Raw genomic sequence first — 17,060 nt, forward strand, 5'->3', positions numbered from 1 at the left:
AAGTACTTCATTCTTTTTTATTAAATATATAACGAGAGATGTGATTAATATAAAGATGCTAGAAAAGAGAAAATATCTACAAATATCTAGGCCTATTTGCTGTAAATGATTAATATTCAAAATAATTAATAATAATAAAGAGATATAGTTTAATGTATTCAGACAATATACTAATAATTTCATTTTTTCACCTGCTTTTTTACTGTTTATATTTTTAAGTATCCTTTTTAAAGAATTGGACAACTAAATCTACATAATCAAAAAGCATAGTTTTGTTGTTTTAACCACTATTAATACCTTAAATTAATAAATAAATATAAAAATAATAATTATTTATAATAGCGTATTTTAACAAACTACAATTTTAAATTACTATTACATTGTAAAAAAAGCAAGAATTTAATGGATTTTTATAATTAATTTATGTTTATAAGTCTTATTATGATGATTATTGATTTGAAATACTTATTCTCGTCATTATAAAGGGCATATACTAGGGTAACTAAAATAAAAAATTGGTTTGAAACTTATATCTTATCCTAAGAGCCCTGTTCAAGACCTGATAACCATGAGCAACGCTACTGAATAAAGTGGTATTGCTTTTTATTTTGTTCAATAAATGTATCGTCAGCCTCACTTTTAATACAAGTAAAAGCATTTCTATATTTATCAGCAAATTAACAAAAATTTTAAACAATTGGAAAGCGCTTTATGCTAGGATAAAGTTGTAATCACAATAAGGAGGTTTTATATGAAAGGGACAGGGCTCAAAAGTATCATGCTGTTGATGATGTTTATCATGGCTATGTTGGTGTTCAATAACGTTTCGAGTTATGCAGAACAAACATCACAACAAGCCACACCGGAAACCAAAGTGGCAGCAAATGCTGAAACGACTACAACCCAAGCAAGTCAACCGGATACGACATCACAACAACAAGCAACAACAGAAGAAACAGCACAAAAGCCATCAGAAAGTGAGGCAGCTGTGAAACAGGAAGGGACACTTACTGGAATAGCAGCTACGACTGAAGATGACACAGCACAATCGAATGCACCTATGACTACAGAAAATGTGGCTCAGACGGAAAACGATGTGCCAATGATGCTAAGATTGTCGACTAAAGAAGCACAACCACTAGGGACATCAACTGCCGGCGCGCGCAAAGAAACGGCTAAATCAACACATACGATTTTACATACGAACGATATTCACGGTCGCATGGTAGAAGAAAAAGACCGTGTACTGGGTATGGCGAAGTTGAAGACGTTAAAGGAACAACAAAATCCAGATTTACTTGTCGATGCGGGCGATGCATTTCAAGGCTTACCATTATCTAACCAATCTAAAGGGGAAGAAATGGCGAAAGCGATGAATGCAGTCGGTTATGATGCCATGACAGCAGGAAACCATGAATTCGATTTTGGCTATGATCAATTGAAAAAATTGGAAGGGATGCTCAACTTTCCGATTGTCAGCTCCAATGTCTACAAAGATGGGAAATTGGCATTTAAGCCTTCAGTCGTGATTCGAAAAAATGGTGTTCGTTATGGTGTTATCGGGGTGACGACACCAGAAACACAAACGAAGACAAGTCCAACAGGGATTGTCGGTGTGACGTTTGCGGATCCTTTAACAAGTGTTACGCGTGAAATGGACCGCTTAAATGGACAAGTCGATGTGTTTGTTGTGTTATCTCATCTAGGGATTGACCCGACAACTAAAGAACAATGGCGTGGGGACTATTTAACTCGTCAACTCAGTCAAAACAAACAGTATCATCATCCGATTTTTGTGATTGATGGGCATTCGCATACAGTGATTGAACACGGACAAAAATTTGATCAAGACGTATTGGCGCAAACAGGTACAGCACTCGCGAATGTCGGTAAATTGACGTTTGAACAGTCTGGTCATCAGTTTTCGAATGCAGAGGCAAGCTTATTAAATGTCAAAAGTTTAGCAGATTTGCAACCAGATGCTGCTGTAAAGGCACAAGTCGACAAAGCGAACGAAGCCTTTCTTAAAGCAACGTCAGAAGTGATTATTCCGAATAACACTATTGATTTCCAAGGTGAACGTGACGATGTAAGAACGCATGAAACGAACTTAGGGAATGCGATTGCCGATGCAATGGAAGCGTATGGTCAAAAAGGTTTCAGCCGTCCATCTGATTTTGCGGTGACCAACAGTGGGGGCATCCGTGCGTCGATTGCGAAAGGTAAAGTGACGTTAAATGATGTGATTACGGTTTTACCATTTGGCAATACGATCGCGCAAATTTCAGTCAAAGGTAGCGATGTGTGGCAAGCATTTGAACATAGTTTAAGTGCACCAACAATGACAAAAGACGGTCAAACACAATTATCTGCAAATGGTGGATTGTTACAAGTGTCCAAATCGATTCAAGTTTATTTCGATATGAACAAAGCACCTGGCGAACGGATTAACGCGATTCGAGTGCTAAACAAGCAAACAGGTCAATTTGAAGATTTAGATATGAGTCGTACATATGCAGTGGCGATGAACGACTTTACAGCATCAGGTGGAGACGGTTTTGACATGTTTGGAGGACCACGTGAAGAAGGGATTTCACTGGAACAAGTCTTTGCGAAATATTTGAAAACAGCTGATTTATCACAATATGCGACAACAGAACCACAACGTATCATTAACGGTAAACCAGCTCAAAACAGTGAAACACCAAAGACAACACCACCGTCATCAAAAGGGGATAACGTGATTCCATTCCCACAATCCAAACCAACAGAAGACGTACCGATGACAAAAGTGCCAGCAGCAGATGGACAGTCACAACAAACAGCTATGAACGTAGCGTCTGAACATCGTGGCACTGCCCAATCTATGGCACCAGTCGTGCGCATGACATCTACTAATGCGACAGGAATGACGGGTCAAGCGAATGTTGCGATGACACAAAATGGTTCAGCATTAGGTCATCATGCGACGAAAAATGACGCACAACAGTTACCAAACACTGGTACGACAGAACAAGCACCAATCGTGGGCGGCTTATTCATGTTAGGTGCAGGCTTAGTCATCGTGAGACGTCAAAAACACCGTGCATAAAATAAAACGGCACAACATAAAACACCAAGCAACGAGGATTTTCCGTTGTTTGGTGTTTTTTTCAATGTCTACTTTTGGCAAGACCTCTCCATTTTTTCAATTCCAACTTTTAGCATGGACTCTCTCATTTTTCAATGTCTACTTATGGCTAGACTTCTCCTATTTAAAAATAGCATACCAGTTTCCTTGCATTATGACAATCGTGTAGAAAAATCATTTTTGGAAGGCTTTAAAGCTATCTATAAAAATGTGATGGGTGCTTATAGGTTTTGTAATTTAAAAAACTTATACCTCAACTCAAACGCACACAACAAACACTAGGGATTCCCACTGGTGAATTAGGTATTTCCCTAATATCTTCAATTTGTGAATAAATGTACAATCAGGGTGATAGGGCGTGCTATGCGAAAAAGGAGGATATCTATGGCTAAATTTGGAATGCAATTTTTTAAACCGACTGAAAAATTTAATGGCAATTGGTCAGTGTTAGAACATAAAAGCCGTGAATGGGAAAAGATGTATCGTGAGCGATGGAGTCATGACAAAGTGGTACGTACGACGCATGGCGTTAACTGTACAGGGTCATGCTCATGGAAAGTATTTGTGAAAAATGGTGTGATTACTTGGGAGAATCAACAAATCGACTATCCGAGTTGTGGGCCGGATATGCCGGAGTTTGAACCGCGTGGCTGTCCGCGTGGGGCGTCGTTTTCTTGGTATGAATATAGTCCGTTACGTATTAAATATCCTTATGTTAGAGGTAAACTTTGGGATTTATGGACGGCAGCATTAGAAGAACATCAAGATCCGATTAAAGCATGGGCATCCATTGTAGAAGATGAAGAAAAAGCGAAAATTTATAAGTCTGCACGTGGTAAAGGGGGGCATGTCCGGACGAATTGGAAAGATGTGTCACAACTTATTTCAGCGCAATTGATTTACACCATTAAAAAAGATGGTCCAGACCGTATTGCTGGTTTCACGCCAATTCCAGCGATGTCGATGATCAGTTATGCTGCGGGGGCGCGTTTTATTTCGTTACTTGGTGGGGAAATGTTGAGTTTCTATGATTGGTATGCAGATTTGCCACCCGCATCGCCACAAATTTGGGGTGAACAAACAGACGTACCGGAATCCAGTGACTGGTACAATTCGTCTTATATTATGATGTGGGGATCGAACGTCCCACTGACACGTACGCCAGACGCACACTTTATGACAGAAGTGCGCTATAAAGGGGCAAAAGTCGTGTCTGTTGCACCGGATTATGCTGAAAATGTGAAGTTTGCGGACAATTGGTTGGCACCAAATCCAGGTACAGACGCAGCGATAGCACAAGCGATGACACACGTCATTTTACAAAAGTTTTATGAAGATGAGCCGTCTGAAATGTTCATCAACTATGCGAAACAATATTCAGATATGCCATTTATCTTGCGTCTCGACCAAGATGACAATGGTTTTAAAGCAGGTCGTTTCTTACGTTCAAGTGATTTAGGGCAAACGTCTGAAAATAGTGAATGGAAACCAATGATTATTGACCGTTTAACGGATGCTTTACAAGTGCCAAATGGAACGATGGGACAACGTTGGGAAGAAGGCAAGCAGTGGAATTTGAAATTAGAAAATGAAGCGGGCGAAAAGATCGATCCAGCGATGACTGTCATTGACGGTGACTATGAACTTGTAACGATGCAATTTCCATACTTTGATAATGATGGCAATGGTGTCTTCAAACGTGTCATTCCTGCGCGTCGTGTGACATTACCAACTGGTGAGACAACGTATGTAACAACGGTATATGACTTGATGGCGAGCCAATACGGTGTGAAACGTTTCAATCATGAATTAGAAGCTAAAGGTTTTGATGATGCGACGTCATTCTATACACCGGCATGGCAAGAAAAAATTACAGGTGTGAAAGCGAACACTGTAACGCAAGTCGCGATGGAATTTGCGCAAAATGCGATTGATACAGGTGGTCGCTCAATGATTATTATGGGAGCGGGCATCAATCACTGGTTCAACTCAGATACAATCTATCGTTCTATTTTAAACTTAGTCATTTTATGTGGCTGTCAAGGTGTGAACGGTGGCGGTTGGGCACACTATGTAGGTCAAGAAAAATGTCGACCAATTGAAGGTTGGAGTACGATTGCCTTTGCGAAAGATTGGCAAGGCCCGCCGCGTTTACAAAACGGAACAAGTTGGTTTTATTTTGCGACAGATCAATGGAAATATGAAGAGTCTGGTGTGGACCGATTAGCGTCTCCATTAGCTGAAAATATTAAATTGCAACATCCAGCAGACTACAATGTTTTAGCTGCACGTAATGGTTGGTTGCCATCATATCCACAATTTGACCGCAACAGTTTACTTTGGGGAGAAGAAGCGCGTGATGCAGGTGAATTTACGAATGAAGCGATTTTAAAACGTGCTGTCGATGATGTGAAATCACGTCGTACACGTTTTGCAGTTGAAAATCCTGACTTACGCAAAAACCATCCGAAGTCACTTTTCGTATGGCGTTCGAATTTAATCTCAAGTTCTGCTAAAGGGCAAGAGTATTTCATGAAACATTTACTTGGTACCAAATCGGCACTCATGGCTGAACCGAATGAAACAGATAAGCCATCTGAAATTGAGTGGGGTGAAGATACAGTCGGTAAACTCGACTTACTCGTGTCTTTAGATTTCCGTATGACAGCGACACCACTTTATTCGGATATCGTATTACCAGCAGCAACGTGGTATGAAAAACATGATATCTCATCAACGGATATGCATCCATTCATTCATCCGTTCAACCCAGCGATTGATCCATTATGGGAATCACGCTCAGACTGGGATATTTTCAAAACGTTAAGCCGTACATTCTCAGAGATGGCACGTGTCCACTTAACAGGCACATATAAAGACGTAGTGACTGCACCACTTGCGCATGATTCTAAACAAGAAATTTCACTTGCATATGGTGAAGTGAAAGACTGGACAAAAGGTGAAGTGGAAGCTGTACCAGGAAAAACAATGCCAGCATTTGCAGTTGTGGATCGTACGTATACAGATGTGTATGACAAGTTCATCTCAGTCGGCCCATTGCTCGAAAATGGCAAAGTGGGCGCGCACGGTGTCAGTTTCTCTGTTAAAGATCAATATGACGAATTGCGCAGTATGGTCGGTACTTGGGAAGATGATACGGTGAAAAATAATAAACCGCGCATCGATACAGCACGTAAAGTGGCAGATGTTATTTTGAACGTCTCTTCTGCTACAAACGGCCGTGTATCACAAAAATCATATGAAGATTTGGAAGCACAAACGGGTATGCCGTTGAAAGACATTTCTTCTGAACGTGCGTCGGAAAAAATATCATTCTTGAATATTACATCACAACCGCGTGAAGTGATTCCGACAGCAGTGTTCCCAGGTTCGAACAAACAAGGTCGTCGCTATTCACCATTCACAACTAACATTGAGCGTTTAGTGCCATTTAGAACGTTAACAGGGCGCCAAAGCTTCTATATCGATCATGAAGTGTTCCAACAATTTGGTGAAGCACTTCCAGTTTACAAACCGACATTACCACCAATGGTCTTCGGTACAAAAGATAAGCCGGTGAAAGGTGGCGTAGATGCACTCGTCTTACGTTATTTAACACCACACGGAAAATGGAATATTCACTCGACATATCAAGATAACCAACATATGTTGACGTTATTCCGTGGTGGACCGACAGTGTGGATTTCGAATGAAGACGCAGCAGCACACGATATTCAAGATAATGATTGGTTAGAAGTGTACAACCGTAATGGTGTCGTGACAGCGCGTGCTGTTGTGTCACATCGTATGCCACGAGGAACAATGTTTATGTATCACGCACAAGATAAACATATTGAAACACCTGGATCAGACATTTCCGGAACACGTGGCGGCTCTCATAATGCGCCGACGCGAATTCATTTAAAACCGACACAACTCATGGGCGGTTATGCACAAATCAGTTATTCGTTTAATTACTATGGACCGATTGGGAATCAGCGTGATGTCTATGTCGCTGTAAGAAAGATGAAAGAGGTGGATTGGCTTGAAGATTAAAGCACAAGTCGCAATGGTATTGAATTTAGATAAATGTATCGGCTGTCATACATGTAGTGTGACGTGTAAAAGTACTTGGACCAATCGACCAGGCGCTGAATATATGTGGTTCAATAACGTCGAAACGAAGCCAGGTATCGGTTATCCAAAACGTTGGGAAGACCAAGAAACATATAAAGGCGGATGGGTGTTAAATAAAAAAGGGAAGTTAGAACTGAAATCAGGGACACGTTTGAACAAAATTGCGTTAGGTAAAATTTTCTACAACCCTGATATGCCAGTCATTCAAGATTATTATGAGCCTTGGACATACAACTATGAACATCTGACAAAAGCGAAACCAAGTCAACATACACCTGTAGCGAAAGCCCATTCAGTGATGACAGGGCAACGTATGGATTTGGATTGGGGTCCAAACTGGGAAGACGACTTAGCGGGCGGTCATGTTACTGGCCCGCAAGATCCTAACATTCAAAAAATTGAAGAAGAGATTAAATTCAACTTTGACCAAACATTTATGATGTATTTGCCACGTCTATGTGAACACTGTTTAAATCCAAGCTGTGTGGCCTCATGTCCATCAGGTGCGATGTATAAACGTGACGAAGATGGTATCGTTCTCGTAGACCAAGAAGCATGCCGTGGTTGGCGTTACTGTATGACAGGTTGTCCTTACAAAAAGGTATACTTCAACTGGAAAACGAATAAAGCGGAAAAATGTACGTTCTGTTTTCCTCGTGTTGAAGCAGGGATTCCGACTGTATGTTCAGAGACGTGTACAGGCCGTATGCGTTATTTAGGTGTGTTGCTTTATGATGCCGACCGTGTACAAGAAGCGGCATCAGCTGAAAACGAACAAGACTTGTACGAAAAGCAACTCGATTTGTTTTTAAATCCTTATGATGAAGCGGTGATTGAACAAGCAGAAAAGGATGGTATTTCTCAAGAGTGGATTGAAGCAGCACAAAATTCACCGATTTATAAATTAGCGATTGAGTATAAATTAGCGTTCCCATTACACCCAGAATATCGTACGATGCCAATGGTTTGGTACTGTCCACCATTAAGTCCGATTATGAACTACTTTGAAGGTCAAAATGCAGGGAACAACCCAGATGCGATATTCCCAGCAATTGAAGAGATGCGCTTACCAATCCAATATTTAGCAGAACTCTTTACAGCTGGAGATACTGTAGCAGTGAAAGGCTCACTTCAACGTATGGCGATGATGAGAAGTTACATGCGGGCACAAAATACAGGCCGAGAATTTGATATGTCACGTCTTGAACGTGTCGGTTTAACTGAACGACAAGCAAAAGATATGTATCGTTTACTTGCGATTGCCAAACATGAAGATCGTTTTGTCATTCCGACATCGCATAAAGAGCAATACATGGATACGTACACAGCACAAGGGAGTCAAGGCTATGGCGGTGAACATTTTGGTGCGAACTGTGACGGTTGTGGCGTGCCAGTCGGTACAGGTGGAAAGACAGGTCAAGAAATGTACAATGAGCGTTTCTATGGAGGGATTTTCCGTGATTGATCTACACATGTTGAATACGTATAAAGACACATTCGGTTATATGAGTCAGCAGTTGAGCTTTCCTGAAAAATTGACTTTTCACCCTAAAACATTTGAAGAAGTGTTTGATGAGACGCATCCGGCTTTTCCGCATGTCGTGGCATATCGAGAGGCAATGTATGAAAAGAGTTTGTCAGAAATTCAAGCTTTATATACAGATACGTTTGATTTTAATGAAAAAGCGACTTTGTACATGACATACAATCAACTGGACACACAAAAGGAACGCGGTCAAATGTTGGCGAAATTAAAAGTCCTCTATGAAATGTTCGGTCTTGAAATGCCAGCATCAGAGTTGTCGGATTACTTGCCATTAATGTTGGAATTCCTATATGCGGCACGTTTCGATGGGGATACACGTGCACAAGAAAATGTGCAACTTGTCATTATGATTATTGAAGATGGGACGTATGCGATGATGCAACATTTAGAAGCTGAAAATAATCCGTATGCACATTTAATCCGTGGCCTTCGTGAAACATTCAAACGTTGCATCGTACAAGATAAAGAGGTGACACAACATGTTTAATCAATTTTTGTGGGTAATCTTTCCGTATCTTTGTCTTGCGGTTTTTGTCATCGGGCATATCGCACGTTATCGTTATGACCAATTTTCATGGACTGCAAAATCGAGTGAATTTATTGAAAAGAAGCAATTAAAGTGGGGCAGCTTACTGTTTCATCTTGGTGTCATTCCTGTGTTTTTCGGACATGTCGTTGGATTACTCATTCCAGCACATTGGTTAGAAGCGGTTGGCGTGAATAACCATATCTATCATATCGGTGCTGTGTATATTGGTAGCGTTTTTGGTATAATAACGTTAATCGGCATGTTCTTGTTGACTGCACGTCGTATTACCAAACAAAATGTCCGTCGTTTAAGTTCGGCTTCAGATATTTTTGTGAACTTTTTATTATTACTCATCGTGTTTGTCGGCTGTTATGCCACGTTAGTGACGAATGCGACAACACCAGAGTTTGATTACCGTCAAACCATTTCGATTTGGTTTAGAGCGTTGTTTACTTTAAGTCCAGATGCGAGTTTGATGACAGATGTACCACTTGTATTTCAATTACATGTGCTATTAGGTTTTACCATTATGGCTTGTTGGCCGTTTACACGTCTCGTTCACGTGTGGAGTGTGCCAGTGACTTATGCAAGTCGTAGCTATATTATTTATCGCAAACATAAAATTTAATGGAGGGTGATGACCGTGAACCAGATTGATTTTTCGCAACATGATTATCAAGATGAAATAGATAGATTGCGTCATGAATACCAGTTTGACTTTGCCGGTATTGCTTTGCCATCAGAAGATCATGCAGGGACGAAGATCAAATGGCGTTACGTGTCAGGCAACTTGAATGAAAGATATCGACGCATCGTATTACGTAACGGGCATGGTATCGCAGGGAATGTGATGAAAACAGGGAAGCCGATGATTATTGCAAATACAGCGAGCGATAAAATTCAAAGTTCATTGTTTAATTATCCTATTTTGATGAGCGAGCAATTGACGGCTTTGATTGCGATTCCACTTTGGCACAATCATCGTGTGAAAGGTGTCCTTTTACTTGGACAACGTGACCAAAAACCATTACCACGTATTGCGCAAGATATTTCATCCATTAAAGGTATTGGTAGTTTGACGAGTGAAGACAAGGTGATGCAATAATGCCACAACAACAGACCGAGTTATTAAATTTTTTACAAGCGTATTATCATCAAACGACAGAAATGATTATTTTTATTGATGCACAAGGCCAAGTGATTGATATGAATGAAGCGGCGAAACGTGTCATTTCACCGGATAATGATATGAGCGGTATTTCGACGACGATATGTGGTCGCTGTGAAGGTTATACGAATGAACATGCATTACGAACGTGTCAAAATTGCTTTCTTCAGTCTTCGGAAATTGGTGATACGACATTTCAAGTCTTTATGAAAACGACAGATAATAAAGTCGAACCCTTTACAGCGACGTATCAAACGATTGATGAAGAACGACAAATTAAAGCATTTACGCTACAAAATGTCACAGCGCAACTGCAACGACAAGAAAAGCTTTATCAACGTAATATGATACAAAAAACGATTGCAGCACAAGAAAATGAACGTAAGCGTATTTCTCGTGAATTACATGACGGGGTCGTTCAAGAACTGATTAATGTTAATGTAGAAATGCGTTTACTGAAATATCAAAACGATATGGATGTGCTCTTATCGAACGCTAAAAATATTGAAGGCTTAATGACGAAATTGATTGATGATTTGCGGAATTTATCATCAGAACTGCGCCCAGCTTCATTAGATGATTTGGGATTAGATGCCGCATTTAAAACGTATTTCAAGCAGATGGAAAACAACTATGGTTTAGCGATTAATTATCATTTCGATATTGATTCGGAGCGATTTGATGCGGAAATTGAAACCGTCGTATACCGTGTCGTACAAGAGGCTGTGTTTAATGCGATGAAGTACGCAGGTGTCGATGATGTCGATGTGATTATTCGAAAAGATGACAACTACCTTTATGCAGAAGTTTCAGATCAAGGGAGAGGATTTGAACCAAGTGATTCACCTAAAGGAACGGGATTAGGGCTTTATGGCATGTATGAACGTGCGGAACTGGTCAATGGTCATCTCAATATTGAAACACAAAAAGGAAAGGGCACGATTGTATCACTCGATGTACCAATTAGTCAAAAGTGAGGGGAATGAAGCATGAGAATCGTTATAGCTGATGATCACGCTGTTGTACGCACAGGTTTTTCGATGATTTTGAACTTTCAAGAGGATATGGAAGTTGTTGGTACAGCGGCAGATGGTGTTGAAGCGTATCAAAAAGTGATGGAGCATGCGCCAGATGTGTTGATTATGGATTTAAGCATGCCTCCTGGAGAATCAGGTTTAATTGCGACGAGTAAAATTTTAGATAGTTTTCCAAATACTAAAATTTTGATATTAACGATGTATGATGATGAAGAATATTTATTTCACGTATTGAGAAGTGGCGCGAGTGGTTACATTTTGAAGAATGCGCCAGATGAACAATTGTTGTTAGCAATTCGGACGGTGTATCAAGGTGAGACGTATATCGACCCGAAAATGACGACTTCTTTGGTGAAAGAGTTTGTGCATTCATCCAATGACGGAGAGTATTCGAATGATCCGTTTAAAGTGTTGTCGAAACGAGAGTTGGAAATTTTACCGTTGATTGCGAAAGGTTATGGGAATAAGGATATTGCTGAAAAGTTGTTTGTATCGGTGAAAACGGTTGAGGCGCATAAAACGCGAATTATGGATAAGTTGAATTTGAAGTCGAAGCCGGAGTTAGTGGAGTATGCGTTGAAGAAGAAGTTGTTGGATTTTTAGTGTTTTTATAGAATGGTCGTTTTAAAAGTTGGGGAACATGGATGGCTTGGAACATTCTCAGTTGTATTTAAAAAACATTTTCTGTTACAGGCGTATGTGACAGTGTTTGCTGCCTTGGGCTCGCGTTCTTAGGGGCTGCCCCTACAACTAAATTCGGCTTGATTAAAGGTACACTGGGAGGAAGCCGAATTGGATTTTGGGAGCAGTACAGAAATCTCATGTGGTACAAAGATTTCGTCGTACTGCCCCCGCAAGGCTGACTAGACTTCTCAAAAGCATCAGCATTGAGAAGTCAGACAGCTACTGCGTTAAACAGTAGCCACTATTAAACAGCAGAAATCCTATTTAGATATTTATTTTATCCCTCAAGAGTCTCGCCCAGGTGTGCAGATGATAATTTTAAATATTTCGAGTTGAGGATGATACATGACATTTTGTGCCATCCTCAACTTTTTGATTTGAAATATGTCATTTGAACAATCCATACATTTCTTCTCGTGCTATTACTTCACGCAACTTATCTTTTTTAGTGAGAGGTCGCATAGATGGTGGATGAACTAATATTTGATGAATTAGAGCGATATATTGGTTAAATAGATGGGATAGAACGCATGTTAGAAGTGGCAAAAAGAAGCGTTGTAGCTTAAATGGCATTACTAGAATGCACAGAAATTGATTTCCAAAAGGTACTTGAACGCAACTTTAGAGGATTAACTAGAGGGAAGAAAACAATAAAAAAGCTATGACGCTTCTTAATTTAATAGAGGTCATAGGCTTTATATTTATTTGTCGTTCATAAGATGTTTAGAAAGCAATTCAAATAACTTGTGTTGTTCTTCAAGTAATTTCACTTCATATATCGCTAATCCTTTTTTGCACAAGCCTCTAATGAGATCGGGGATGAATTGTGTTTCTGATTTGATTAACAATACCGTGATGTTATCGATATCGACAAATGTATAACTATGGTGTTGAGGTAAAAAGGGCTTTGTTAATTTTTCGATGACTTTAATCACTTTTTTGCGTATTCGATAGTGGTCTAATGCCCCGATATTGATTATAAATATTTGTTGTTCATCAGAATAGGATTGGTAGTTTATCAATTTGAAATACCTCGTTTTTCGATGTTTCAATTATTATAAAATAAAATGTTTAAAAATCAAATAAAAGTTTGTAAGAAGATTCATGATAGATTATTCCGGTTACGAGGATTGATACATAAAGTTTCAATTAATATGGCAAGAAGGCACTGTCACTTTCGATTGTTAGGGGATATGCTATGCAAGAATAGGGTAAATCCTTATGTTATAAAATTCACAATACCGTTAAACTAATGTTGAAATCTAATGAGGCATCTCATATTGAACAGAAAATGACGTTCAGCCTGATGCATCTAGTAAAGAAAGGTGAATGAGAAATGAATCAATCGAAAGGTGGCGTACAACTCGCACTCCAAACACTCAGTCTCGTTGCAGGGTTTATGGCGTGGAGTATCATTGCCCCATTAATTCCATTTATTTCACAAGATATTAAAATTTCAAGCGGTCAACTCTCAATTATTTTGGCCATTCCAGTTATTCTAGGGTCAGTTCTTCGTGTGCCATTTGGTTATTTAACAAACATTGTCGGCGCGAAATGGGTATTTTTTACGAGTTTTATTATTTTACTCGTACCGATATTTTTACTAAGTCAAGCGGGATCTCCAGGGGCATTAATGTTTGCGGGATTTTTCCTTGGTGTAGGGGGCGCGATTTTCTCGGTAGGTGTAACAGCACTGCCGAAGTATTTTTCAAAAGATAAAGTCGGTCTTGCAAATGGTATTTACGGCATGGGTAACTTAGGGACAGCAGTATCTTCATTTTTAGCACCACCAATTGCAGGGATTATCGGTTGGCAAAATACAGTGCGTAGTTATTTAATTGTAATGGCTGTATTTGCAATCATTATGTTCTTTTTAGGTGATAATAAAGAGCCTAAAGTGAAAGTGCCACTTGTAGAACAGACACGTATTTTAATGAAAAATTATAAACTGTATTACTTAAGTTTATGGTATTTTATTACATTTGGTTCCTTCGTAGCATTCGGTTTATTTTTACCGAACTTCCTTGTACAAAATTTCGGTATTGATAAAGTCGATGCAGGGATTCGTACGGGTGTATTTATCGCATTAGCGACATGTTTAAGACCTCTTGGGGGGATTTTAGGGGATAAGTTTAACGCGGTAACGATGTTGAAGATTTTCTTCTCTATTATGATTGCAGGTGCTTTTGTTTTAGGTGTTTCAAGCCAAATTTCGTTATTTACAATCGGCTGTTTAACAGTGAGTGTTTGTGCGGGTATTGGTAACGGGCTCGTGTTCAAATTAGTACCACACTATTTCACAAAAGAAGCGGGTGTAGCCAATGGTATTGTTTCCATGATGGGGGGACTAGGCGGATTCTTCCCACCCCTTGTCATTTCAGCTGTGACATCTATAACGGGTACGAGTCATTTCGCATTCATCTTGTTATGTGTATTCGGTTTAATTGCACTTGTCACAATGTTTAACTTATCAAAACGTGAAAAAGCAACAGGACATAAAGCGACTGTTTCATAATGAAATACAGTTAAATATGACTGAATGATGGCATTCATACGAATAAGAATAGGACAGGGAGGCAAAATACTTCCCCGTCCTATTTTAATACCTTTATGCAGAGTTTCAAAACCGCTACAGGCCTATTTTAAAAAGTGTGTTTTAATCATTGTTTCTAACATGACAGGTAACTCTTCGAAAGCGCTTTGTTGATGTAGACGCTCAGTCACTTTATGCGCATCTTTGCCGATAGGGCCGCAATTGAGAAAGGGAGCTTGAATGCGTTCGATCGCTTCGAAAGGAATATGATACGTTTGGCCAAATACAGGGGTATGATCTCGAAATGCATCAAACCCTGAACCATTTGGAGATGGCGCAACGTAACTTAAATCGCTAATCCCGTTAAAATAGTGAATGCGTTTTGACACACGATTGAATTGTTGTTTTGCTGTGTTGGTAATTGTGTCATTTATCGCTTCAACTAATGGATGAAACGATGCATTCGTTGCAGGATAATAAGGTGGTGCATAGAAGGTAATCACAGTTGGGCTGAGTGATTTACAAAGACGTATCAGTTCATCAATAATCATAATGGACTGTTGATGAGGTTCTTGCTCGTTTTGTATAACCCGATCAACAATGCCTTGTACTACATGCTCACCGTGATGTTTACACGCATATTGATACAATTCTTGATAAGACATCAGTTGAAGTTGAGGAAGTGGTGCAACGTCTTCAGTTGTCATCCGCTCTTTGTAGGCATGCCACGCTTTATCCATCCCTTCTTTTACAGCTTCATTAAACTGTTTGAATACGTCATTTGCATTATGTTTGAATAAAAAAAGGTTAAATAAAGCCACTGTTCGAAAAGGTGTTTGGACATCGTAATGTTGCTTAATGTCATTTAACTTTAACGTCACGGGAAAAGGTGTCACTTCTCCTTCAAATGTTTCTTGAAATTGATGGCTATATTCAATTTCTTGGAGAATATGACTCATCACAAAGTTCGAACTTAGGCCAAGTGCTGGTGTACCCACATGAGTTTCACGACCATTCACGAACACGCCTGGCATAATTTTACCAATCGAACCACTATAAAAATAATGGATGTCATTGCCTTGTTGTTGGAATGTGGGCTCACTATTTAAATGTAAAGCAATTTCGAGATGATGTTGTTGGCATAATGTGTCTAAGTACGCCACTGCGGCATGCATCCCTTTAGAAGTGACTTCTTCGTCTGGCACTGTCATCAAAATTAAATTAATATCCCATGCTTCTAATATTGCTTTTTCAATCAAAGACATATGTAACATTAAACCGGGTTTCATATCCATACTGCCACGACCAAATAAATATTGACCTGACTGGATATCTTCTTGTACTTCGTCATCAAAATCATTGAGATGTGCTTTAAAAGTTGCAGTGAGTGCGTCCATATCAAACGCTTCAGATTGGAACAAACCAAAATCTTCTATGCCGACTGTATCAAAATGACTGATACAAGTAATGGCTTTTTGAGATGTGGCACCTTGATATAAAGCGACTACTGCATGTCGACCCTCTTGAGTTGGAACGAGATGAATCTGTTCAGGATGTGACTTGAAATAATCTAAGGACAACAGTTTTTCTTTTACTAAATAAGGAAAGGACTGTTCACCTTCTGAATGCGTCACACTACTATGTGCCACGAGTTGTTTTAAGAGTTTTGCTCTCCCTGCTGCTGTTTGCCATTGTGGTTTCATATGATCTCCCCTTTGTGTACCGTCTCCAGCATACCTCTCATTGTAAAGGTTTTCATAAAATTTGCCAATGCAACAGTATGAGATTATGACGTTTATGTGACGACGAAAGTTCTCTTAGATGTCCCAAACTGATTTATGATAAGATAGTAAAATAAGATTGTACAAAAGTGGGGGCATATGACATGTTAAAAAAAATAATCGGTATTATTTTGTCACTCATCATTTTATTTATTATCGTTGCCGGTGCGTTTTTTGCGTTTAAAGGGTATCAAAAAAGCCAAAATTTAAAGATGATTGATCAATATTTAACTGAGAACCATTTGAAAGAAAAAGTCATTGAAGAAAAAGATGAGTATGACCCGAGAAAAGGGATTTTTTATAAAGAGTTAACGTTAAAAGGCGATGAAAAAAATACATACATCGCACAACCTATTCATATGAAACGTGGCTTTTTCTTACAAGGCTTTAATACAGAAACGAAAAAGCACGATAAAAAAGCAAAATATAGTTTCTTTGATGAGAATTATAAGTTGAAATAACCACTCACTATTGAGCTTGAAAATTAAATTAATGAACGTTTTTATGAGTCAGGA

The 17,060-nt window shown here is 39.3% G+C and carries 12 protein-coding genes; 10 read left to right on the forward strand and 2 right to left on the reverse strand.

All coding sequences use genetic code 11. From position 1 onward, the window contains the following. The first annotated feature begins 751 nt into the window (after positions 1-751). From CCE82_RS03500 to nreC, 8 genes are all read left to right on the forward strand, one after another. Positions 752-3,091: a 5'-nucleotidase C-terminal domain-containing protein gene (locus CCE82_RS03500; protein WP_086428047.1), complete on the forward strand. Its 2,340-nt coding sequence runs from the start codon at positions 752-754 to the stop codon at positions 3,089-3,091. Between the two features lie 423 nt (positions 3,092-3,514). Beyond that, complete coding sequence (locus CCE82_RS03505; RefSeq protein ID WP_086428048.1) at positions 3,515-7,186, forward strand: nitrate reductase subunit alpha; 3,672 nt, start codon at positions 3,515-3,517, stop codon at positions 7,184-7,186. Beyond that, positions 7,176-8,732 carry a nitrate reductase subunit beta gene (narH, locus tag CCE82_RS03510; RefSeq protein ID WP_086428049.1) on the forward strand — a complete coding sequence of 519 codons (1,557 nt, stop codon included), beginning with the start codon at positions 7,176-7,178 and terminating at the stop codon, positions 8,730-8,732. Before CCE82_RS03505 ends, narH begins: the two co-directional genes overlap by 11 nt. Beyond that, complete coding sequence (locus CCE82_RS03515) at positions 8,725-9,300, forward strand: nitrate reductase molybdenum cofactor assembly chaperone (RefSeq protein WP_086428050.1); 576 nt, start codon at positions 8,725-8,727, stop codon at positions 9,298-9,300. The genes narH and CCE82_RS03515 overlap by 8 nt, the downstream gene beginning before the upstream one ends. Continuing rightward, on the forward strand, positions 9,293-9,970 hold the full coding sequence (narI, locus tag CCE82_RS03520; protein WP_086428051.1) for a respiratory nitrate reductase subunit gamma: 678 nt from the start codon (positions 9,293-9,295) through the stop codon (positions 9,968-9,970). The genes CCE82_RS03515 and narI overlap by 8 nt, the downstream gene beginning before the upstream one ends. A gap of 15 nt (positions 9,971-9,985) precedes the next feature. Continuing rightward, complete coding sequence (gene nreA / locus CCE82_RS03525) at positions 9,986-10,447, forward strand: nitrate respiration regulation accessory nitrate sensor NreA (RefSeq protein ID WP_086428052.1); 462 nt, start codon at positions 9,986-9,988, stop codon at positions 10,445-10,447. After that, complete coding sequence (locus CCE82_RS03530) at positions 10,447-11,487, forward strand: sensor histidine kinase (protein ID WP_086428053.1); 1,041 nt, start codon at positions 10,447-10,449, stop codon at positions 11,485-11,487. The genes nreA and CCE82_RS03530 overlap by 1 nt, the downstream gene beginning before the upstream one ends. 12 nt (positions 11,488-11,499) lie before the next feature. Continuing rightward, the gene (nreC, locus tag CCE82_RS03535) at positions 11,500-12,150 is read left to right on the forward strand and encodes a nitrate respiration regulation response regulator NreC (protein WP_014613059.1); all 651 of its coding nucleotides are present in this window, start codon (positions 11,500-11,502) and stop codon (positions 12,148-12,150) included. A gap of 782 nt (positions 12,151-12,932) precedes the next feature. Here nreC and CCE82_RS03540 read toward each other — a convergent pair. Then, entirely contained in the window at positions 12,933-13,253 is a 321-nt protein-coding gene (locus CCE82_RS03540; RefSeq protein WP_086428054.1) for a hypothetical protein, read from the reverse strand. A gap of 314 nt (positions 13,254-13,567) precedes the next feature. Between CCE82_RS03540 and CCE82_RS03545 the strand changes: the two genes are divergently transcribed. Further along, positions 13,568-14,746, forward strand: a complete 1,179-nt coding sequence (locus CCE82_RS03545) for a nitrate/nitrite transporter (protein ID WP_086428055.1) — start codon at positions 13,568-13,570, stop codon at positions 14,744-14,746. A gap of 122 nt (positions 14,747-14,868) precedes the next feature. Here CCE82_RS03545 and CCE82_RS03550 read toward each other — a convergent pair whose 3' ends face one another. Continuing rightward, positions 14,869-16,467: a M20/M25/M40 family metallo-hydrolase gene (locus CCE82_RS03550; protein ID WP_086428056.1), complete on the reverse strand. Its 1,599-nt coding sequence runs from the start codon at positions 16,465-16,467 to the stop codon at positions 14,869-14,871. A 182-nt stretch (positions 16,468-16,649) separates the two neighbouring features. Here CCE82_RS03550 and CCE82_RS03555 point away from each other — a divergent pair, with 182 nt between their 5' ends. Then, entirely contained in the window at positions 16,650-17,006 is a 357-nt protein-coding gene (locus CCE82_RS03555; RefSeq protein WP_086428057.1) for a DUF3139 domain-containing protein, read from the forward strand. The last annotated feature ends 54 nt before the right edge of the window (positions 17,007-17,060 follow it).

The organism is Staphylococcus cornubiensis, from assembly GCF_900183575.1.
Lineage (GTDB): Bacteria > Bacillota > Bacilli > Staphylococcales > Staphylococcaceae > Staphylococcus > Staphylococcus cornubiensis.